General features: G+C 60.8%; 18 protein-coding genes. 13 read left to right on the top strand and 5 right to left on the bottom strand.

Annotated elements, in window-relative coordinates; genetic code table 11:
- Positions 1-41 precede the first annotated feature (41 nt).
- From eutL to HMPREF0178_RS16855, 3 genes are all read right to left on the bottom strand, one after another.
- Positions 42-701 carry an ethanolamine utilization microcompartment protein EutL gene (gene eutL, locus HMPREF0178_RS16865; protein WP_009380989.1) on the bottom strand — a complete coding sequence of 220 codons (660 nt, stop codon included), beginning with the start codon at positions 699-701 and terminating at the stop codon, positions 42-44.
- A gap of 131 nt (positions 702-832) precedes the next feature.
- On the bottom strand, positions 833-1807 hold the full coding sequence (eutC, locus tag HMPREF0178_RS16860; RefSeq protein ID WP_009380987.1) for an ethanolamine ammonia-lyase subunit EutC: 975 nt from the start codon (positions 1805-1807) through the stop codon (positions 833-835).
- 9 nt (positions 1808-1816) lie between these two features.
- Positions 1817-3178: an ethanolamine ammonia-lyase subunit EutB gene (locus HMPREF0178_RS16855; protein WP_009380985.1), complete on the bottom strand. Its 1362-nt coding sequence runs from the start codon at positions 3176-3178 to the stop codon at positions 1817-1819.
- A 561-nt stretch (positions 3179-3739) separates the two neighbouring features.
- On the opposite strand from HMPREF0178_RS16855, the gene HMPREF0178_RS16850 reads away from it, so the two are divergent.
- The 13 genes from HMPREF0178_RS16850 to cydB all read left to right on the top strand — a co-directional run bounded on the left by HMPREF0178_RS16850 (position 3740) and on the right by cydB (position 20099).
- Positions 3740-5182 (top strand): anthranilate synthase component I family protein, encoded by a 1443-nt coding sequence (locus HMPREF0178_RS16850; protein WP_009380983.1) that lies wholly within the window; start codon positions 3740-3742, stop codon positions 5180-5182.
- Positions 5163-6755 carry an anthranilate phosphoribosyltransferase gene (trpD, locus tag HMPREF0178_RS16845; RefSeq protein ID WP_009380981.1) on the top strand — a complete coding sequence of 531 codons (1593 nt, stop codon included), beginning with the start codon at positions 5163-5165 and terminating at the stop codon, positions 6753-6755. Before HMPREF0178_RS16850 ends, trpD begins: the two co-directional genes overlap by 20 nt.
- Positions 6745-7530, top strand: coding sequence for an indole-3-glycerol-phosphate synthase (locus HMPREF0178_RS16840; protein WP_005029653.1), 786 nt, complete (start codon positions 6745-6747; stop codon positions 7528-7530). The genes trpD and HMPREF0178_RS16840 overlap by 11 nt, the downstream gene beginning before the upstream one ends.
- A 207-nt stretch (positions 7531-7737) precedes the next feature.
- On the top strand, positions 7738-8370 hold the full coding sequence (locus tag HMPREF0178_RS16835; protein ID WP_009380976.1) for a phosphoribosylanthranilate isomerase: 633 nt from the start codon (positions 7738-7740) through the stop codon (positions 8368-8370).
- Between the two features lie 2 nt (positions 8371-8372).
- A complete protein-coding gene (trpB, locus tag HMPREF0178_RS16830; RefSeq protein WP_009380972.1) occupies positions 8373-9542 on the top strand; it encodes a tryptophan synthase subunit beta in 1170 nt (389 codons plus the stop codon).
- Between the two features lie 191 nt (positions 9543-9733).
- A complete protein-coding gene (gene trpA / locus HMPREF0178_RS16825) occupies positions 9734-10504 on the top strand; it encodes a tryptophan synthase subunit alpha (RefSeq protein ID WP_009380971.1) in 771 nt (256 codons plus the stop codon).
- 227 nt (positions 10505-10731) lie between these two features.
- A complete protein-coding gene (locus HMPREF0178_RS16820) occupies positions 10732-13797 on the top strand; it encodes a hypothetical protein (protein WP_009380970.1) in 3066 nt (1021 codons plus the stop codon).
- A gap of 485 nt (positions 13798-14282) precedes the next feature.
- Positions 14283-15215: a DNA polymerase III subunit delta gene (locus tag HMPREF0178_RS16815; protein WP_009380969.1), complete on the top strand. Its 933-nt coding sequence runs from the start codon at positions 14283-14285 to the stop codon at positions 15213-15215.
- A gap of 272 nt (positions 15216-15487) precedes the next feature.
- Complete coding sequence (locus HMPREF0178_RS16810; RefSeq protein ID WP_005029639.1) at positions 15488-15871, top strand: desulfoferrodoxin; 384 nt, start codon at positions 15488-15490, stop codon at positions 15869-15871.
- Between the two features lie 121 nt (positions 15872-15992).
- Positions 15993-16151 carry a rubredoxin gene (rd, locus tag HMPREF0178_RS16805; RefSeq protein WP_005029637.1) on the top strand — a complete coding sequence of 53 codons (159 nt, stop codon included), beginning with the start codon at positions 15993-15995 and terminating at the stop codon, positions 16149-16151.
- A gap of 104 nt (positions 16152-16255) precedes the next feature.
- Positions 16256-17458: an FprA family A-type flavoprotein gene (locus HMPREF0178_RS16800; RefSeq protein ID WP_009380968.1), complete on the top strand. Its 1203-nt coding sequence runs from the start codon at positions 16256-16258 to the stop codon at positions 17456-17458.
- A 257-nt stretch (positions 17459-17715) separates the two neighbouring features.
- Complete coding sequence (locus tag HMPREF0178_RS16795) at positions 17716-19035, top strand: cytochrome ubiquinol oxidase subunit I (protein ID WP_005029633.1); 1320 nt, start codon at positions 17716-17718, stop codon at positions 19033-19035.
- 35 nt (positions 19036-19070) lie between these two features.
- A complete protein-coding gene (gene cydB / locus HMPREF0178_RS16790; protein ID WP_009380967.1) occupies positions 19071-20099 on the top strand; it encodes a cytochrome d ubiquinol oxidase subunit II in 1029 nt (342 codons plus the stop codon).
- Between the two features lie 230 nt (positions 20100-20329).
- Here cydB and HMPREF0178_RS16785 read toward each other — a convergent pair whose 3' ends face one another.
- Positions 20330-20767 (bottom strand): DMT family transporter, encoded by a 438-nt coding sequence (locus HMPREF0178_RS16785; RefSeq protein WP_009380966.1) that lies wholly within the window; start codon positions 20765-20767, stop codon positions 20330-20332.
- A gap of 240 nt (positions 20768-21007) precedes the next feature.
- Positions 21008-21225, bottom strand: a 218-nt coding sequence (locus HMPREF0178_RS16780; RefSeq protein ID WP_009380965.1) for a hypothetical protein, incomplete at its 5' end; no start/stop codon positions are given.

Here is a 21225-nt window from a genome sequence, read left to right as displayed (position 1 = left end):
CTTTTTCAAAAGGGTTCCCTTCCCCTCCCCAATCTCAAAAATCAAATTCTTTCCAATGGACTGGCGGCAACACCGAGCACGGCTTCGGTGAACGCCTGACACGCCGCCTGACACGCCGCCTGATCTCCGGCAAGCCAACCGCCGGAAAAGTTGGTCTCGGACGGCGGCGGGAAATGCTTCACCAGACGGACATCCGCAGCCTTCAACGCCGCATCCAAACCAAAGGTAGCCTCCAACGGCGGCGCAATGAGCCATGCCAACGCCGTGCCTACCGGAATCCCAGCCTGCTCCGCAACGTACGTGCCACAAGAGGAAACCAGATGCGACAAAAAAATCAGCTTCCCTTCGGGATCGGCCGTCAGGAACGAAACACGGTTCTGGGCGTGATCCACGGCGATGCGCAGCCCCTCTTCGACATCCCCGGGCGTTTCAGCTGCAAGGATTCCTATAAATTCACCGGAATAGGGCCCGGAGGCATGGGCCGCCCCGCCATAAAAGGAGCTGGCGTAGACGACATCCACGGCGGCCTTTTTGGTCGCTTCGTCGATGGCTATGTAACTTACATCATCGCTGTCAGCGGTGAACAGGGCGAGCGCACGGTGGCGCGGCTCGAGCTTAAAGGCCGCAGCCAGCCCCGGATCGACCGAAGGGATGATCCGGCTGGCAAGCACTCGGACTGGAACGGGTTGCAACACTTTCATCGGCGTTCTCTTCTTGCGTCTTGTGTATCAAAAAAACTCTATGTTATCAGCATATCACCAGTTAGAGCGGAATCCTCCGAGGTACGAAATCCCTCGCCGCAGCTTTCCCATGCAGGCTTCCGATATGACATTTAACCGGAAAAACCGGGATTAAGCGCCTTGTTCAGCGCTATGCCGCTGGCCTTGTGCCGCATCATCTGACGTACAAGGTCAACGATAACCGCAGCGGCCTCCACTGGCGGCGTGCCTTCACGGTGGATGTTGGAAATGACCGAACGATCCGACTCCAGCGTCGCCGCCGTGGGACGGTACACCGCGTAACAGCTCATGCTTTCCGACTGCCCCAGACCGGGACGCTCGCCCACAAGCATCAGTACCACGTCGCAGCCTATGGCCTCACCCAGACGGTCCTCGGCCTTGACCCGCCCGTAACGCAGGAACAACGGATCGCCCACCGTGAACCCGGCCTGCCTCAGGCCATTGGTCAGCGGAGGCACGATCTCGTCCGCATTGGCGAGCACGGCATCCGTGCTCAAGCCGTCGGACAGCACGATCAGCACCTGCGGAACGGGCTTGTAGCGCTCCCGCACCGTTTGCAGGGACGCCTCCGAGAGTACGCGCCCCAAATCCGGACGCGTCAGATAAGTATCCTTGTCTTCCACCAACGTCTGAACCGCCAGCATCCCGCGCCGGCGCAGCCATTCCTCAGGAACTTCACGGAAAACCGTTCCCTTGGATCGGGCATGATCCGCAAGGAAACGCAGGTAAGCCGTGGTCGAAGGACGTGTTCCACACGCGCCGCCCCCAATCCGGGCTCCGGTACTCCGCATGAACTCCTGCAACACGTCGGGATTGTGCGGCTCTTTCACCCCGCAAGGCTTACGGAAAGCGGGGCCGCCCAGATCTTCCAACGACGCGCCTGTATCGGCATCAACGGTTGCCGCCAAAAGTTCCGGCTCTGCCCCCGAACCAGTCAAGGGCCTTTGCTCCGATTGCATTGCGGAAAGCCTTCCACCTTGCCCAACGGATGGAGCGGGAAACGCTTGTTGCGTTTTCAGGGCATCCAACACGGACGCCACCAGATCGTGAATTTCTTGTTCCTGCATGGCGTTCCTCTAAAAGAAAATGGAGGCATCCCCGGCGCGGGAGGTGAGACAGCCGTTTTCCATGATTCCGTGCCGCTCCAGCCACTGTTCGAACTCCGGCGCGGGCCGCAGATTGAGCAACTGGCGCACGGTGGCGATGTCATGGAAGGAATTGGTCTGGTAATTCAACATGATATCGTCGCCCATCGGCAGGGAGATGATGAAGTTCACGCCCGCGGTCGCCAGCAGGATCATGAGGTTCTCGTTGGAATTCTGATCGGTGTCGGCATGGTTCGTATAGCAGCAGTCACAGCCCATCGGCAGGCCGTGCAGCTTGCCCATGAAATGGTCTTCAAGCCCGGCCCGGATGATCTGCTGATGGTTGTATAAGTATTCCGGCCCGATAAACCCAACCACCGTATTGACCATGAACGGCTGGTAGCGGCGGGCCAGCCCGTAACAGCGGGCCTCCATCGTCACCTGATCACAGCCGTAGTGCGCGTCCGCCGACAGCGCTGAGCCCTGCCCCGTCTCGAAATACATGACGTTGGGGCCGGTGGCCTGACAGTAATGCCGCGCGAGATCATACGCCTCATCAAGCAGGCCGGTGGTCACGCCGAATTCGCGCAGCCCCTTTTCGCTGCCCGCGATGCTCTGGAAGATCATGCCCGCGTTGGCGCCCTGCCGGATGGCTTCCATCTGCGTGGTGACGTGGGCCAGCACGCAGTTCTGGGTGGGGATCTGGTGGCGTTCGATGATCTCCCACAGGGCGTTGAGCATGGCCTTGGTGTTCTCCACCGTATCCGTCACCGGATTGATGCCGATGACCGCATCCCCCGCGCCGTAGGACAGCCCCTCGTACACCTGCGCCACGATGGACGGGATCTCGTCCCGCGTGTCGTTGGGCTGAAGCCGCGAGGAGAAATGCCCCGGCAGGCCTACGGTATTGTTGGAACGCACGACCACGGGCATTTTCTTCGCCGCGAAAATGAGATCGGCGTTGGACATGATCTTGGATACGGCGGCGGCCATTTCCGAAGTGAGGCCTTTGCGGACGCGCTCAATGGCGGCGGAAGAGGTACGCCCGTCCAGCAGAAATTCCCGGAATTCCCCGACCGACCAGTTCCTGATGCTCTCGTAGACCGGAGTATGCACGGCATCCTGAATGATGCGCGTCACGGCGTCGTCTTCATAAGGGACTACGGGATGTTCGCGCAGGTCGCCAAGCGTCAGCTCGCTGAGCACCTGCTTGGCGGCGACGCGTTCCTGCATGGACGAGGCGGCAACGCCCGCCAGCACATCGCCGGAGCGCAGTTCCCCCGCCTTGTTCAGCACGTCCCGCACCGAATCGAAGCGGTAGGTTTCGCCGAAAAGAGTCGTTTTCAGTTTCACAGCGTCCCTCAATAAACTGTAGCTTGCATCATACGAAAGGAAGAAGCCTAGCCGCAGGAGGAATCGGCGTCAAGGCTACGGCATGTCAAACATTCCGTCTGCTCAGGTCCCATACCGTTTTTTCTTTTTCCGGACACGAAACCGTCACAAATTCGGAGTAGAGGACTCTTCATGTGCTTAAACCTGCGCGTTTCGTGCGGCGGCAAAAGGACACCCTAGCCATGTTTGCACGATGATACCGCATCCCTTCTCCCGGATTGGAAAGGCTCTTTCCGGAAAAAAAGTATGCCCATGAGGGATTGACAACTCGCCGGGTTCGCAGTAATTTTTACGCACGTATTCTTTTTCACATTAGGCAGCACCTTTTAAGGACCACATCATGTTCAACGCCTCTTCCCTTTCCTTTACCGCTTATCGCTGGTGGTGGCGCGTCATCGACGTGAGGGGGGGAGTGCGGCCTGTGTAAGGCCCGATCCGGCATTACTGTATCCGTTCATACAGGCGCCATCCTCCCGAGGATGGCGCCTTTTTTTGTACCTTAACCCCAAAAGGATCATCGACATGACAGCTTCCAAAACGCCCGCCGCCCCCGACGTCACCCTGCGCCAGAGCGCGCGGTGGCTCCCGGCGGATATGGACACCCCCATCAGTCTCTTCCTCGGTATGTGCCACGAGCATCACGGCATTCTGCTGGAAAGCGCGGAGGTCGACGGGCGGTGGGGACGCTACAGCATTCTGGCCTGCGACTTCCTGCTTCAGGCCACCTGCCGGGACGGGCTGCTGGCCCTCGACACCAACGACGACCGCCTGCGCCCCTTTGCCGTGCTCAACGGGATGCCCTTCACGGAAGGCTTGCGTACGCTCATGCGCGGCCTGCACCTCGAAAAACCCGAGAGCATCACGCTGCCGCCCATCACCCGCGCCCTGTACGGCTATTTCGGCTACGGCATGGCGAGCTTCTTCAACAAGAAGCTGGAAAACTGCCTGCCCCAAAAGGACGCCGACGCCAGTCTTGTTCTGCCGGGAACCGTGCTCGTGTTCGACCACCTGTACAACCGGCTGTGCCAGATCAGCCTCGGCGAACACAGGGACGTGAACGGCGCACGGACGCGGGAATGCGGCGCGGCCCTGCCCTTCATCGGCGAAGATGCCGTGACCGCCACGCCGGGACGGGAAGGCTACATGGACGCCGTGAACAAAATCAAACAGATGCTCCGTCAGGGCGAGGCCATTCAGGTCGTTCCCTCCTGCCGGTTCAGCACGCCGTTCGAGGGAGACGCCTTCACCCTGTACCGCCGGATGCGCCGCTGCAACGCCTCGCCTTATATGTTCTTCATGGATCTGCCGGGCATCACCCTGTTCGGCTCTTCTCCCGAAGTCATGGTCCGGTGCGACGAAGGCAAGCTCCAGCTCTCCCCCATCGCCGGGACCCGCAAACGCGGAGCCGACGATCTCGAAGACGCCCGCCTCGCCGCAGAGCTGCAGGAAGATCCCAAGGAACGCGCCGAGCACGTCATGCTGGTGGATCTGGGCCGCAACGACCTCGGGCGCATAGCCCGCCCCGGCACGGTCAACGTGGAGCGGCTCATGGAAGTGGAACGCTTCTCCCACGTCATGCACCTGACCTCGCGGATCACGGCCCGGCTCCAGCCGGATCTCGACGCGCTGGACGTGCTGGCGGCGACCTTCCCGGCGGGCACGGTCAGCGGCGCGCCCAAAGTCCGGGCTATGGAAATCATCGCGGAAACGGAACAGCTTCCGCGCGGCCCCTACGCGGGCTGCATCGGCTGGCTCGGGCTCGACGACGACAACGTCAGCCTCGATACCGGCATCACCATCCGCAGCATGTGGGTAAAGGATGGGAAACTCCATTGGCAGGCGGGCGGCGGCATCGTCTTCGACTCCGATCCCGTCGCCGAATGGAATGAAGTCTACAATAAATCAGCCATCATGCGTACCGTGCTCAACACCACCGGAGAAGACCATGTTCCTGCTCATCGATAACTACGACTCGTTCACCTACAACCTCGTGCAGGCTTTCTACGCGCTCGGGCAAGATCCCGTGGTCGTCAAAAACGACGATCCCCGCCTGCTCGAACTGGCGCAGGACCCGTCCCTGAACATGGTGTGCCTCTCCCCCGGCCCCGGCCATCCCAAGGACGCCGGATACTGCATGGAAGTCCTCCGCATCCTCGATCCCAAAGTCCCGGTGCTCGGCGTCTGCCTCGGCCATCAGGCCCTCGGCCTTGCCGCCGGAGCCGAAGTCGTGGTCGGGCCCTGCATCATGCACGGCAAGGCATCCGAAATCGTGCACGACGGCTCGGGGCTTTTCTCAGGCGTCCCGAACCCCATGCGCGTGGGGCGCTACCATTCGCTGGTCGTCCGTTCCGACGTGGACGAGGCGCACGCCAAATTCACGGTCACGGCGCACGGTCCCGAAGGCGAAATCATGGCCCTCCGTTATAAGGATCGTCCGTGGGTGGGCGTCCAGTTCCATCCGGAATCGATCCTGACCCCGGACGGGCTGCGCTTGCTCGGCAATTTCCCCAAGGCGATCCTGCCCGCGGGCAATGACGCCAACGCCATCAACGTCATTCTGGATACCCTCGCCAGCGGACAGGATCTGACCGCTGACATGGCTTCCGCCGGATTCTCGGCGCTCATGGACGGCACCATGACCCCCTCTCAGGCGGGCAGCTTCCTCATGGGCCTGCGCATGAAGGGCGAAAGCCCGCTCGAAATGGCCCACGCCACCCGCGCCGCGCTGGCCCGGGCCGTGCGCGTGGACGGCATCGAAGGCTCCTATATTGAAGTCGTGGGCACCGGAGGCGACGGGCGCTCGTCCTTCAACTGCTCCACCGGCACGGCGCTCACGCTGGCGGGCATGGGCTATCAGGTGGTCAAGCACGGCAACCGCGCCGTGTCCTCCAAATGCGGCAGCGCCGACGCGCTGGAAGGGCTCGGCGTCAATCTGGACGTCAACCCAGCCGAAGTGGGCAAAATCCTGCACGACCAGAACTTCGTGTTCCTGTTCGCGCAGCGGTTCCACCCCTGCTTCCGCAACATCGCGCCCATCCGTAACGAACTCGGCATCCGTACCCTGTTCAACCTGCTCGGCCCCCTGATCAACCCGTCCCGCCCCACGCACATCCTGCTGGGCGTGGCCCGGCCCAATCTCGTGAAGCTCATGGCCGAAACGCTGGCCCAGTCTTCCGTACACCGGGCCGCCGTGGTTTGCGGGGCGGGCGGCTATGACGAAATAACCCCCATCGGCCCGAACGAAATGATCATCCTCGACGACGGCAAGCTCGAACCGCTCACCCTCGATCCGGCGGACTACGGCATCCCCGCGTGCACGCCCGAAGACCTTGCCGTGTCCAGCCGTGACGAAGCCGTCGCCGTCCTCCGCGAACTTCTCGCCGGACGCGGCCCCGAAGCCATGCGCAACATGCTCGCCCTCAACGTCGGCATGAGCATCTATCTGCTGGAAGGCAAGCTGCCGCTGGCGACCTGCATAGCGAAAGCCCGCGAAGCCCTCGCTTCCGGCGTGGGGGGGAGGGTGCTCCATGCTGCTTGAGAAATTCAAAACGGCGAAACAGCCCGAGATACAAGCGCTCCGCCAGCTCGAATACATCAATATGCTGCCGTTGCCGCTTCGGATCGAGCGTCCGTCCTTTCTAAACGCCCTGTGCGCTCCGAACGGAAACCGGCCCCACGTCATCGCGGAGTTCAAGCGGGCGTCCCCTTCGCGGGGGGACATCCTGATGGATTTCCCGCCAGAAGAAGCGGCCAAGCAGTACGCCGAAGCCGGTGCTTCCTGCCTCTCCGTGCTGACCGAGGAAACCTATTTCAAGGGCACGCTCGGGTATCTCAAGCGCATGTCCGCGCCCGGACTGCCTTTGTTGCGGAAGGACTTCATCTTTGATCGGTTACAGGTGGCGGCTACGGCGGCAACCCCGGCCTCGGCCCTGCTGCTCATCGTCCGCCTGACGCCCGACGCGGCCCTGCTTCGCTCCCTGCGCGAGCAGGCGGAAGCACACGGCATCGACGCCGTGGTTGAGATCTTCGATGAGGCCGATCTCGCCCTTGCCCGCGAGTCCGGGGCACGGATCATTCAGGTGAACGCCCGGGATCTGGATACGCTGCAAGTGGATCGCTCCGCCTGCCTCCGTCTTGCGGAGCGGTTCCATCAGGCCGGGGACAACGAAGCATGGATTGCGGCGAGCGGCATCTCCGCTTCGGATCATCTCCGTCAGGCCGCCGGAGCCGGCTACCAGGCCGTGCTTGTCGGGACCAGCCTCATGGACGGCGGCGCGCCCGGCGCGGCGTTGAAGGGGCTGTTGGAGAGGTAAGACCGGGGGAAGGGAGGAGAAACTTTTCTGGAGAAAAGCTTTCTCCTCCCTTCCCCCATCCCTCCTCTTCCAAAGACTTTTGTATTTATCGAATCCCTGTTTGAGGGAGTACGGATTATCTGAGCTTTCAAGAGGGCTTGGCGGGCAGGATAGAGAGAATTGGGTTCTTCCGTCCCGTTTTCACCAATATTTTCCAGTGGAGCCACAGTGAACGACTTGATCATCAAAATCTGCGGGATGCGCGAACAGGCGGATCTGGACTGCGCCGCCGCGCTCGGAGTGGACCTCTGCGGGTTCATCTTCGCCCCGCAAAGCCCCCGCGCGGTGACGCCGGAACAGGCCGCCGCGCTGGACAGCGGAGATATGCTCCGCGTGGGCGTGTTCGTGACCGACGACATGCGTTTCATCGAGGAAACCGCCCGCGCCGCTCGGCTGGATCGCATCCAGCTGCACGGAGAGCAGTCGATGACCTGCGCGAATCGCCTGAGCCGCACGCTCGGGGCCGAACGTCTCATCAGGGTACTGTGGCCCGAGCGTTATCCCGATCTGGCGGCACTGGAAGAAACCATGAACCGGCATGCAGCATCAACCGGAATGTTCCTGCTTGACGCGGGGATGTCCGGAGGCGGCAGCGGAAAACGGATCGGCTCCGAACGGCTGCGCGGCCTGAACGCTCCCCGCCCCTGGCTGCTGGCTGGCGGGCTCACTCCTGAAAATGTCAAAGAAACCGTCGCGGCCTGTGTCCCTGGCGGAGTGGATTTCAATTCCGGTCTCGAATCCGAACCCGGACGCAAGAACCCTTCACGTATGCGGGCCGCATTAACGGCTCTGAGAGGATAGTCATGAAAAAAGGTTATTTCGGAGAATTCGGCGGGTGTTTCGTTCCTGAACTGCTCATGCCTCCGCTCCAGGAACTGGAAGAGGCCATGCGGGACATCATGCCCTCCCCCACCTTCAAGGAGGAGCTGGACGATCTGCTCCGCAACTTCGCGGGACGGGAAACGCCCCTAACCTACTGCCCCACTCTGTCCAAACGGCTCGGCTTCTCTTTGTGGCTGAAACGCGAGGATCTGCTGCACACCGGCGCGCACAAGGTCAACAACACGCTCGGGCAGGCGCTGCTCGCCAAGCATATGGGCAAAACGGCGCTGGTCGCGGAAACCGGCGCGGGCCAACATGGCGTGGCGACAGCCGCTGCCGCCGCCCGTCTGGGGCTTGAATGCATCGTTTTCATGGGTGCCGAGGACGTGGAGCGCCAGTCCTCCAACGTACGGCGCATGAAGCTGCTCGGCGCTGAAGTCCGGCCCGTCCAGAGCGGCACCCGGACCCTCAAGGACGCCATCAACGAGGCCCTGCGTTACTGGATCGCCGCGCAGGAGACCACACACTATTGTTTCGGTACGGCGGCGGGTCCGCACCCCTTCCCCACGCTGGTCCGGAATCTTCAGAGCGTCATCGGGCGCGAAACCCGTGCCCAGATGCTGGAAAAAACCGGGCTGCTTCCCGATGTGGTCGTTGCGGCCGTGGGCGGCGGCTCCAATGCCATCGGCATGTTCCACCCGTTCGTGGATGACGCATCCGTACGCATCATCGGCGTTGAGGCGGCCGGTACCGGTGAGCCGGGATGCTACAATTCCGCGCCGATCAACCTCGGCACGCCCGGCGTCCTGCACGGCCAGATGACCATGCTCCTCCAGACCAAAGACGGACAGATCGAACCTTCGCATTCCGTTTCCGCCGGGCTCGACTATCCCGGCGTCGGACCGGAGCACGCCTACCTGAGCGCCATTGGGCGCGTCCACTACGGGCTCGCCAACGACGCCGAAGCGCTCGACGCCTTCCAGACCCTCTGCCGCACCGAAGGCATCCTTCCCGCGCTGGAATCCTCCCATGCACTGGCGTGGGTACTCCGGCACCACGGCGAGCTTCCCACAGGAGGGCATGTCGTCGTCAACCTCTCGGGGCGCGGCGACAAGGACATGGACATCGTGGAGCAACATCTGCATATCTAATGATAGTGACGTATCGATGAATTAAAATATAAAAAAATAATTTCAAATAGATACTTAAATACGAAATGCCGAAGACACATATCCCCACCCCAAAAACCAAGGGGGACCGGGGGGAATTATTCCCCCCGGACAGGGGGTCAAGGGGGGCGGTAGCCACCCTTGCCGCCGGAGGCATAACGAGGAGAACCATCATGACTTTTCTTGAACAGAAAATACGGGATGCGCACACAGCCGGACGCACGGCGCTCATTCCCTTCGTCACCGCAGGCTTCCCCGCGCTCGACACGTTCTGGGGCATCATTGAAGAACTGGACGCCAACGGCGCGGACGTGATCGAAATCGGCGTGCCGTTCTCCGATCCCGTGGCCGACGGCCCGGTCGTGGAGGACGCTTCCCGCCGCGCGCTGGAACAGGGCGTCAGCCTGAACTGGATCATGGACGGCCTCAAGCAGCGCGCCGGGAACTTCAAGGCGGGCATCGTGCTCATGGGCTACCTCAATCCGTTCCTCCAGTACGGGCTGGAACGCTTCGCCGCCGATGCCGCACAAGCGGGCGTCTCCGGCTGCATCGTGCCGGATCTGCCGCTTGACGAAAGCGCCCCTGTCCGAACCACGCTGAAAGTGCACGGCATCGATCTGATCGCGCTGGTCGGCCAGAACACGTCGGAAGAAAGGATGCGCGAATACGCCGCCGTTTCGGAAGGCTATGTATACGTCGTTTCCGTCCTCGGCACTACCGGAGCGCGCACGGGACTGCCGCCGCAGGTGGAAGCGACGCTGCGCCGGGCGCGAAAAGCCTTCAACCTGCCGCTGGCTCTGGGTTTCGGCTTGCAGCACCCGGATCAGCTTGCCGCCATTCCCGCCGACATCCGGCCCGACGCCGCCGTGTTCGGCAGCGCCCTCTTGAAACATCTCGACAAGGGCAACACCGCCAAGGCGTTCCTTGAGGTGTGGACCCGGTAGGCACAAGCAAAAAAGGCGCTTCAGAATCCCCGCCGGATGGACTTCCACCGGCGGGGATTTTTGCTGCCACACTTTCTTTTTTCCCCTATGCGGCGTAAAAAAGGTGCAAGCCCCGCCCTCTCCACAGGGAGGCCGTTGACGCTTGTTCTTTTTTTGACTAGAAGGGACGTTTCACCCTTTGAATCATTTCTCTTGTTATTTCCCCTTTTTCGCCTTCAGGATTGCCCATGCTCGGAACACTTTTTTTCGACAAGCAGGATCGTGAACTCCTGCGTATGATCAACGAAACGATCGATCACGGCCCCTCGCAGGACCTTGAGCACAAGGTCTTTGACGCCAATCTTCATCCGCATGGCATCCTGGAACTGACGACGACCCACGAGTACAGGATGGCCCACGCGGTCATCAACCTGCTCGGCAACCTCGAAGCCGGCGGCGCTCCGGACCGGCTCATGGCCCTGCGCATCCTCCGCGACGAGGTGCTGCACAGCGCCCGCACGCCCTTCCGGTACAATACGGGCCGCGTCCTCATCCAGATCATGAAGGAGATCATCCGGTCTCGCCAGGATGAGCTGACGCAGCTCAAGCTCGTGCACGATTTCAGGAAGGTCACGTCCGGGAACCCCCGCCTCGTGCGCCAGTTCCTGAATACATACCATCTGCTGGAAATGCCCGAGGAGTGGAACCAGCTTACCGTGGACCACCATGTCCATGACGCCAACACCAAGGGCCGCAAAAACGCGACGCACCTGATCATGGACGCATGGATCAAGGGCATCCGGTATATCACCGTCGTCTATTACAACTACGTGGAGCCAGCCGCCGCGCGCGAACTGCTGCAAGCAGCCGAGATCATGGGCGTCGACGTCCGCATCGGCTTGGAGTTCCGCACGCCTTTCCGGGATCGCTTCGTCTGTTTCGTCTGGGCCCCGCGCGGGTTCTCCGATCCCGAGGCGTTTTTGTCCTTCCTCGCCGAGCGGCCTATGGTCGCCCTCATGAACGAAGGGCGCAAGGCATCCCTCTGGATGCAGCGCCACGTCATGGATACGCTCCAGTTGTGGAACGCCAAGCACGCCCCGGCGCTGGCCGAGGAGCTCGAAATCCCCGTTCCGCTTCTTGAGCCCGAGGCGTTCCTTGCCTATGTGGGGACCGGGCAAACCTCATTCCTCCATCTCGCCGAATACGCGCACAAGACGCTCCTCAAGCATCTTGTCCAGCGGGTCAAGGCATTGCAGGAGGAATCCCTCACCGCAACCAGCGAACGCCAGAGCCAGATCGCACAGCTTATCCGGCGCATGGACATGCTCACGACCGAAGTGATCATGGAAACGTGGCTCAAGCCCGAACGCAATCCCGAGCTGCCCTCTCCCGACGTGCCGGACAACGCGCCGGACACGCCGGAACTGCTCAGAATGCCGCCCCATGTGCTGCTTGACTGGCTCTCCTGCCTGCGCAGCGGGTACCGCATCACGCTCCAGCTTGCGGAGCTTACCGCCGAGGACGTGCTGGAACTGCTTTGGGACTGCCAGGGCATGATCACCCATCTGGAGCTGTTCAACCTCAAGGAATGGCAGGAAGGGCATCTCCGGCACCTCACCGCGATCAACGATCTCCAGATCGCCATCAACAAGGGCAGCGTCCTGCACCTCAAACAGATACTGCGGGGCATGATCCGTACGCTGGAAGCTTCGTCTTCCGAAAAGGACAAGGAACGCTGCGCCAAATTCCGTATCATCCTGCGCAACATCCCTTCGTTGCAGGCCCCGTACAAGGTCGCGCCCCTGCGTATCCGCATCGGGACGGACTCCACGAGCCATTCGGGCGTGCGGCACGGCATGGGCCTTGCCATGCCCGAAACCCTCCCCCACGGCGCGCGCAGGCAGATCGCCCGGGGCAAACAGTTCCGGCCCATTTACCTTCCGGTGTCGTTGTCGCTGGAATTCCGCGAAACCTACGCCGAACAGGAACGCTATTCGTCCTTCATGCGCTGGCTCGGTCCGCGCTTGCGCCGCATTTGGGGGTTCGGACATTTCGGGCTCCGCTGCACCAAGGAATGGCGGGCCATTTCCGGCATTACCCAGATCGGAGAGGAAGGCAACGTCATCACGATGGGCGGCATCGGCGGCGAGCTGAACAACGGCCTGCGCGCCGAGCGGACCGAAAAGACCCGCCCGCGCTGGCTCGGCTTCTCGCGTCTCAGCACGCCCATTTCCAATACGCTCAAAGTGCTCGCGGGATTCATCCCGGCACTGGTGACCTTCCTGTACACACAGGAATGGTGGGTGCTGGCATGGTTCGGCGCGCCCCTGTGGTTCCTCATCACCGGCCTGCGCAACATTCCTCAGGCCATCCTCGGCGGAGGCGGCATGTGGAGCCGTTCCCTCCTGCGCTGGAACGATTATGTAAGCTGGACACGCGTTTGCGATTCCCTGCTATACACAGGGCTGTCCGTTCCCCTGCTGGAATACTTTATCCGCGTGCTGCTCTTGGAAGACGGGCTGGGGCTGACGGTCAAGGATCACCAGTTCCTTGTCTTCTCCATCATCGCCGGGGCGAACAGCATTTACATTTCGCTGCACAACATCTATCGGGGGTTCCCCAAGGAAGCCATCATCGGGAACCTCTTCCGAAGTTTGCTCGCCATCCCGGTTTCGGTGTTCTACAACGACGTACTGGCCTTGTTCCTGCCGTTCTTCACGACGGCCGATCCCCTGTTGATCCTCGAACCCGGCGCGGCCATCATTTCCAAGACGGCGTCGGATACGGTGGCGGCCATTATCGAAGGCCTTGCCGACTGGCGCAACAACCGGCGGCTCCGGTACTGGGACTACGAAACCAAATTGCAGCGCCTGTTTGATTGTTATGCCAAGCTGGAGCTGGCCTTCCCTGATCAGGACATCCTTTCGCTGTTGTCCCGCCCCGAGGAATTTACCCGGCTTACCTCCACGGAAGCCCGATCCCTGCAAGTGGAAAGCATCATCAATGCGCTGGATCTCATGTATTTCTGGCTGTATCAGCCTTGTGCACAGCAGACGCTGACCTCCATCCTTCGCACCATGACGCGCGAAGAGCGGGTCATCGTGGCCCGGTCGCAGGGGATTTTGTCCCGTGTCCGGGAAGTCAGCCAGCTTTTCGTGGACGGCCTGCTCGGGCGCAACTTCGCCCGCGCCCTGTCCTTCTATCTGGACAGCTACGAAAACTATATCCTTACACTCAACAAACGCTGCGCCGGATTCTCCAACGGCCATCGTCCGTTGCTCAGGCGCAGGCGGCATATATCGGATTACCTTTAAATGATAGGAAGATTTGGGGGAAGGGAGTTTTTCTGAAAAAGCGTCCCTTTCCCCAAATCTGCCAGTACAGCTCGCACCCCTCTCCCCTCTGGCAAAGACTTTTGTGCTCGCCGGATCTCTGGAATTTTCTGGAGTGATACAACCGAACGAGCTGCTCCAAAGTCGAAAGGCCCTATCCGGATGGGAAAGCTTCTTGAAGAGAGCGTTCCCACAGGCTTTCCGGAGTCTCCCGCCTCTCTCCGGAACTTCAACCGACGGGGAAGGCATCCAGAGAGATCTCCGTATGAGGATTGCTGGGCGGGGAGCCGCGCCTGTCCATTCCCCGCTGTTGAAAAGCAAAAAGAAGTTCTGTAACAGCTACGTCAAACGGGACACGCGGCTTTCCTCCGCATCGGAACCCGCCGTTTGGTGCGGGGAAGGGGGGAGGGCCTTCTCCCGTCGGCATCCGTTTCCCGTGACTTTTCTTTTTGACCAAAGGACGCACAGTGGCCGCAAAAACCACCCGCACAGCGACAGAAGAACAACTCCCCACCCGGGAGGAGGCGGAAGCCGCCTTTGCCCTCGCCCTTGACGCGCGGCAGGAGCGTGTGCGCGCAGCGCTCAACAAGCTGGCAAGCGATCCTCCGCAGGTTCTGATCCTCGAAGGCGGCAGCGTGGCCGAGCGCTTCAGTGTGGCCCTGTGGCACGCCGCCCGCCTCAACTGCCCGGAAGGGCAGCCGCCCTGCCTGCATTGCCCGGCCTGCCTCCAGATCGGCGCGAATTTGTTTCACGACCTGTATGTGCTGGACGGACGCGAAGGCTCCATCAAGATCGAAACCGTCCGTGAATTGAGGACCATCCTCGGGGAAGCGCCGCGCGGCGACGGCAAGCGCGTCGTTATCCTCGCCGAAGCCCAGTCCCTCGGCGTGGAAGCCGCCAACGCGCTTCTGAAATCATTGGAGGAGCCCCGGCCCGGCGTTTGTTTCCTGCTCCTCGCCCCGCAGCGGGAGCGCCTCCTCCCCACGCTTGTCTCCCGTGGCTGGGTCGTCACGCTGGCGTGGCCCGAGGCCGGCACGCCTTCGACGCCGGAGCTGTTCCAGTGGGAAGAGGCGCTGGCGGAATTCATGGCCTCCGGGCAGGGATGGCTCGACAAGACGTCCGGCAAGGGTGCCGTCGACGCGGCGCTGGCCCGCCGGATCGTGCTCTCCGTCCAGAAGGCACAGGCCGCTCTCCACGCCGGGCGGGATGGAGGGCCTCTTGGACGGCGCCTTGCCATCCTTCCCGAAGCCGGCCATCTCCATGTCAATGACCTGCTGGCGCAATGCCAGGAATCGCTGGACTATATGGTCAGTCCCCCTCTGGTCCTCAACTGGCTGGCCACACGGCTGCACATCGTTTATCGTCACGCCCGGCTGCGCGGGCGGAAGCCAACCGCCTGACCCGACATGAGATTGACGCTATGAAGCGTTAGACTTAAGGCGTCTTTCAGGGGAAAACCGGGGAAGGCGCCCTTTTTTTGCTGGACAGTAAGTATAAAAAGAACTATTATCGTTTCACGAATAGGGCATTCTGAGCCACGGAGCGATAGGCAAAACGAAGGGGAAACCGGATTCCCCATATCCATTTCTCATTGTCAAAAAACGGCTCCCGGTGTACTTCCCAGAAAGACAGGATCCTTATTCAGCCAACCATTGTCATAAGGAAGGTTCTCATGGCTAACCAGTTTGAAATCTATAAGTGTGAACTCTGCGGCAATGTCATCGAAGTGCTTTTCGCCGGCAGCGGCGGCCCGCTTTCCTGCTGTGGCCAGCCCATGAAACTTATGGCCGACAAGGCCATCGACGGCGCCAAGGAAAAGCATGTGCCCGTGATTGAAGCCAACGGCGCAGGCTGTAAGGTCAAGGTCGGTTCCGCTCCTCACGTGATGGAAGAAACCCACTGGATCGAATGGATCGAAATCGCCACCGCCGACGGCAAGCGCTATAAGAAGTTCCTGAAGCCCGGCGACGCGCCCGAAGCCGATTTCTGCATCCCGGTGGACAAAGTTGTTTCCGCCCGCGAATACTGCAACCTCCACGGCCTGTGGAAGGCATAAGCACCTATAGACCACTTGACAACGACGGCTCTTTTTGGCTGTAACAGTGCCGTCGGAGATGTTCCTTACACCTCTAACCCCCGCAGGCAAGATCAGCGCTCTCGCGGGCAGGAGATTAACGATGCAGAAATATGTTTGCAATGTGTGTGGCTATGAATATGATCCCGCCGCCGGCGACCCTGACAGCGGCATCGCCCCCGGCACCGCTTTTGAAGATCTGCCCGAAGATTGGGTCTGTCCCGTCTGCGGCGCTTCCAAGTCGGACTTTTCCGCTGCCTAAGATAGCGGCTCGTCTGAACGCGTAGAATAGGGGGTGTGACGGGCTTCGTCGCACCCCCATGTTTTTGTGCTCACCTCAAACATGCCTGAAAGGATTTTGTCACTATGAAACCCGTTGAACTGGCGAAAGATATTTTCTGGATCGGGGCCGTCGACTACAACAAGCGAAACTTCCACGGCTACAGCCGTTCCCCGCGCGGCACGACCTACAACAGCTATCTCGTCCGCGACGAGAAGAACGTCGTGTTCGACACGGTGGACAACGATTACGCCGGAACCATGTTCTGCCGCCTCGCCAAGCTGATGCCGCTCGACAAGGTCGACTACATCGTCGTGAACCACACCGAAAAAGACCACGCCGGGGCCCTGTGCCAGCTCGTCGAGCGCTGCAAGCCCGAGAAAATCATCACGTCGACCATCGGCAAGCGCTTCATGGAAGCCCAGTTCGACACCACCGGCTGGCCCATCGAAGTGGTCAAGACCGGGGACGTCATCAACATCGGCAAGCGGAACATCCATTTCGTGGAAACCCGTATGCTGCACTGGCCCGACAGCATGGTTTCCTACATCCCCGAAGACAAGCTCCTTATCAGCAACGACGCCTTCGGCCAGAACATCGCCTCCTCCGAACGTTTTTCGGATCAGTACGACCGCTGCGTACTGGAAAAGGCGATCAAGGAATACTACTACAACATCGTCCTGCCCTTCTCCCCACAGGTCCTCAAGACGCTTGAGCTTGTGGCTGCCCTGAAGCTCGACATCGAAATGATCGCCCCCGACCACGGCCTCATCTGGCGCGGCAAGGACGACTGCAAGTACATCCTCGACACCTACCGCGCCCTTGCCGAGCAGAAGCCGAAGCAGCGCGCCGTCATCGTCTACGACTCCATGTGGGGCTCCACCGGCATCATGGCCTCCGCCATCGCCTCCGGCCTTGAAGACGAAGGCGTGCCCGTCCGCATCATCGACATCCAGAAGAACCACCACAGCGACGTGCTGACCGAACTCGCCGACTGCGGCGCGGTCATCGTGGGTTCCGCCACGCACAACAACAACGTGCTGCCCGGCATCGCCGACGTGCTGACCTACATGAAAGGCCTCCGCCCCCTGAACCGCGTGGGCGCCGCGTTCGGCTCCTACGGCTGGTCCGGCGAATCGCCGAAGATCATTCAGGAATGGCTCGCATCCATGAACATGGATATGCCCGCCGACCCTGTGAAGTGCCTGTTCGTACCCAAGCATGAAGGCCTGTCCCAGTGCGTCGCGCTCGGCAAGACCGTTGCCGAGGCCCTCAAGGCGAAGTGCTGATGTTCCGGGGGAAACCTTCGGGCTTTCCCCCGCCTTCCCGTTCCGGCGGCGAAAGCAATGCGCGGGGCATCGCGCGGAAGCGTTCGTGAGTGAGAGGAGACGGGGCCGGACTGAGAAAACCGCCTCCACGCGCCGTTTTGGGGAAGAATCCTTTCCGATGCGCCGTAATATCATATACTTTTCAAAGGAGCCTGAGGAGACTGGGCTCCGTCAATGATCCGGCTTCCGGCCGGAAACCAAAATCATGGGGGAATTCTATGGATGTTGTCATGCTGTCACGGCTGCAATTTGCCGTGACCGTCTTTTTCCACTTCATCTTTGTCCCGCTGACCCTCGGACTCGTGGTTCTTCTCGCCATCATGGAGACGCTCTACGTCCGCACGGGCAATGAAGTGTACAAAAGAATGGTCAAGTTTTGGGGAAAGCTGTTCCTCATCAACTTCGTCCTCGGCGTCGTGACCGGGATCACCCTCGAATTCCAGTTCGGGACCAACTGGTCTCGCTACTCGGAATATGTGGGCGACATCTTCGGCTCGCTGCTGGCCATCGAAGCCACGGCCGCCTTCTTCCTTGAGTCCACCTTCCTTGCGGTGTGGGCGTTCGGCTGGGAGCGCGTGAGCAAGAAGGTCCACCTGACCGCGATCTGGCTCGTGGCCATCGCCTCGAACCTGTCCGCCCTGTGGATCATCCTCGCCAACGGCTGGATGCAGAACCCCGTCGGCTACGTCATCAAGAACGGCCGCGCCGAGCTGTCCAGCTTCTTTGACGTCGTGACCAACCCCTTCGCATGGAGCCAGTATTTCCATACGATTTTCGCAGCGTGGATGCTCGGCGGCTTCTTTGTGCTCGGCGTCTCCTCGTGGCATCTGCTCCGCAAGAACGAGCTGGATCTGTTCAAGCGTTCCGTGCGCATCGCCGCGCCCTTCACCCTGATCCTCGTCCTGCTGCTCGGCCTTCAGGGCCACCATCACGCGCAGATCGTCGCGGAAATGCAGCCCGCCAAGCTCGCCGCCATGGAATCCCACTGGGAAACCGGAACCCATGTCCCCATGTATCTCCTCACATGGCCTGATCAGGCCAACCGCACCAACAGCATTCAGGCCCTGCCCATCCCGAGCCTGCTGAGCCTGCTGGCCTTCAATTCCCCGAGCGCGGAAGTGAAGGGCCTCGACGCCTTCCCCGCAGACGACATTCCTCCAGTCCTTCCCACCTTCCTCTCCTTCCGCTTCATGGTAGCCTGTGCGGGCCTCTTCGTGCTGCTGGCCATCGCCGCGTGGTGGTGGAGGAAGGATCTCGAAAACCATCCCCTGCTCATGAAGGCGCTGATCTACGTGATCCCCCTGCCCTACCTCGGGATCATGGCCGGTTGGGCCGTGGCCGAAATAGGCCGCCAGCCGTGGATTGTTTATGGCCTCATGCGGACCTCCGACGCCGTGTCGCCGGTCCCGACGTCCTCTGTAGGGCTCTCGCTCGCGGCTTTCATCGTCATCTACACCTTCCTCGGCATTCTGGACATCTACCTGCTCCGCAAGTATGCCAAGAAGGGCCCGGAAGCCGCCCCTGAAGCGCAGGCCTAGCCCCGCCATCCCTACCCTAAGAGAGGATTACCAATATGCTTGAAACCACTTGGTTTGTTTTGTGGGGACTGCTCTGGGCGGTCTACTTTGTCCTGGACGGCTTCGACTTCGGCATGGGGACCCTGCTGCCTTTCCTTGCCAAGAACGATGAGGAAAAACGCATCATCTACAACGCTGCCGGCCCCTACTGGGACGGCAACGAAGTGTGGCTCATCACGGCCGGCGGCGTGACCTTCGCCGCCTTCCCCAAAGCCTACGCGGTGATGTTCAGCGCGCTCTACGCTCCGCTGCTCATCCTGCTCTTCGCGCTGATCTTCCGCGCGGTATCCTTTGAATTCCGCAACAAGAAGGACTGCCCCCAGTGGCGCAAGTTCTGGGACGCCTGCCAATTCCTCGGCAACTTCCTGCCCGCACTGCTGCTCGGCGTGGCCTTCGCCAACCTGTTCATGGGCATCCCGATCGACGGCAACGGCGTGTACCACGGCAACATCATCAAGCTTCTGAATCCCTACGGACTCGCGGGCGGCATCTTCTTCGTGCTGATCTTCGCCATGCACGGGGCTCTCTGGCTGGCCCTCAAGTCAGAAGGCGACATCCATGAACGCGCCGTCGGCGCGGCGCAGGTGGTCTGGCCTCTGGTCCTCGCCGTAGCCCTGCTTTTCCTCGCCCTGACCGCGTTCTATACCAACTTGTACGCCAATTACGCCGAACATCCCACGCTGCTCGTGTTCCCGATCCTCGCGGTGGCCTCCCTGCTCACCGTGCGGGTGATGATCTGGGCCGACAACCTGCTCGGCGCGTGGTTCTTCAGCGCGTTGTTCATCATTACCGTGACCTTCTTCGGCGTGCTCGGCATGTACCCCGGCATCATCATCTCCAGCATCGATCCCGCATACAGCGTGACGGTCTTCAACGGCGCTTCCAGCCCGCTGACCCTCAAGATCATGCTTGGCGTGACCCTCTGCTGCATCCCCGTGGTTATCGCCTATCAGGCGTGGGTGTACTACACCTTCGCCCACAAGGTGACCCCCGAAAGCCTTCAGAAGGACGATCACGCGTATTAGGAAAACGTATGTGGGGGAGGGGAGAAGGGTTACCTTCTCCCCTCCCCCACCCCCTCCTCTCATCCTCCCAAGACTTTTGACTGGTGGGGAGGTCGCACGGAGGGAGTCCCTGTTACGTGGATATGACAAATGAAAAAAGGCCGCTCGAAGCAGTTCGGGCGGCCTTCTCTTTGGGAAAATGAAAAGAAAACTGCGGAAAAAAGGAGAAGGAACGGTATGAAAACGGGATGTTAGCGTCTGAACGCGATGAAAAGGCCAAGCAAGACCAGCAGGACACCCAAAAAACGCCGCCATGTGAACAGGTTTACGGGAATGCCGAACCAACCGAAATGGTCAATGATACAGCCCATGATCAGGTTTCCGAGGATCATGGCCATCAGGGTGGGCAGGACGCCGATATGGGGCACACAGAGAATCGTATTGAATACCACGGTCGCCCCGAGCAAACCGCCGACCAATTGCCACGCAGGAACGCCGAATACGCCGCCGACATGCCCTTTACCGAAAAGCAGCACAGCGATCCCAAGAACCAGCGTACCGCCAAGGAATGAAAGGAAACTCCCCTCCAACACACCCACGGAACGGCTCAACTGCGCGTTGATCGGCGACTGGAGCCCGAACAGCAGCCCCGCCGCAATCATCATGCCCAAATAAAAAATCTTTTCCATAGCCCGCGCCCCTACCCCCTCTTACTTCTGCAAACGGAACTCCCTCCTCCGCTCCCTTTCCCTCTCTCTAAAAAAACACCCCGCTCAACGCCTTCCCTCAATCAACAGGGAATGCCGTGAACAGGGATTCAATAAACATAAAAGTCTTGGGAAGAGGAGGGATGGGGGGGGTGGGGGAAGGGAGGGGAAACCCTTCTCCAGAAAGGCTTCCCCTCCCTTCCCCCAATCTTCTCCCACCAGCTAAAACATCTGCTTCAGCAAATCCTCGCCGCGGGTGTTCACACCGGAAATGGCTTCCTCGGACGTGCTGGAACCAGGCTCCGTGCCCGTATAGAAGGGGAGCCGCAACCCGCCGCTCTCCACGAGATGCCCGCTGGTCTGGTCCACGTTCGCAAAGGAAATCCCGTCCGGCACCTCGAAGTCATCCGGCGGATACGCCTGAAACGCCGATTTCGCGT

This window comes from Bilophila sp. 4_1_30 (genome assembly GCF_000224655.1).
Taxonomy (GTDB): Bacteria; Desulfobacterota; Desulfovibrionia; order Desulfovibrionales; family Desulfovibrionaceae; genus Bilophila; species Bilophila wadsworthia.
This window is presented reverse-complemented; position numbering and strand designations above follow the sequence as displayed.

What these genes read in the sequence shown, in the direction of transcription:
- HMPREF0178_RS16820 (WP_009380970.1), top strand. Translation starts at nt 10,732, where the DNA reads ATGCTCGGAACACTTTTTTTCGACAAGCAGGATCGTGAACTCCTGCGT.
- eutL (WP_009380989.1), bottom strand. Translation starts at nt 701, where the DNA reads ATGAAAGTGTTGCAACCCGTTCCAGTCCGAGTGCTTGCCAGCCGGATC.
- trpA (WP_009380971.1), top strand. Translation starts at nt 9,734, where the DNA reads ATGACTTTTCTTGAACAGAAAATACGGGATGCGCACACAGCCGGACGC.
- cydB (WP_009380967.1), top strand. Translation starts at nt 19,071, where the DNA reads ATGCTTGAAACCACTTGGTTTGTTTTGTGGGGACTGCTCTGGGCGGTC.
- HMPREF0178_RS16850 (WP_009380983.1), top strand. Translation starts at nt 3,740, where the DNA reads ATGACAGCTTCCAAAACGCCCGCCGCCCCCGACGTCACCCTGCGCCAG.
- HMPREF0178_RS16810 (WP_005029639.1), top strand. Translation starts at nt 15,488, where the DNA reads ATGGCTAACCAGTTTGAAATCTATAAGTGTGAACTCTGCGGCAATGTC.
- trpB (WP_009380972.1), top strand. Translation starts at nt 8,373, where the DNA reads ATGAAAAAAGGTTATTTCGGAGAATTCGGCGGGTGTTTCGTTCCTGAA.
- HMPREF0178_RS16840 (WP_005029653.1), top strand. Translation starts at nt 6,745, where the DNA reads ATGCTGCTTGAGAAATTCAAAACGGCGAAACAGCCCGAGATACAAGCG.
- rd (WP_005029637.1), top strand. Translation starts at nt 15,993, where the DNA reads ATGCAGAAATATGTTTGCAATGTGTGTGGCTATGAATATGATCCCGCC.
- HMPREF0178_RS16795 (WP_005029633.1), top strand. Translation starts at nt 17,716, where the DNA reads ATGGATGTTGTCATGCTGTCACGGCTGCAATTTGCCGTGACCGTCTTT.
- eutC (WP_009380987.1), bottom strand. Translation starts at nt 1,807, where the DNA reads ATGCAGGAACAAGAAATTCACGATCTGGTGGCGTCCGTGTTGGATGCC.
- trpD (WP_009380981.1), top strand. Translation starts at nt 5,163, where the DNA reads ATGTTCCTGCTCATCGATAACTACGACTCGTTCACCTACAACCTCGTG.
- HMPREF0178_RS16785 (WP_009380966.1), bottom strand. Translation starts at nt 20,767, where the DNA reads ATGGAAAAGATTTTTTATTTGGGCATGATGATTGCGGCGGGGCTGCTG.
- HMPREF0178_RS16800 (WP_009380968.1), top strand. Translation starts at nt 16,256, where the DNA reads ATGAAACCCGTTGAACTGGCGAAAGATATTTTCTGGATCGGGGCCGTC.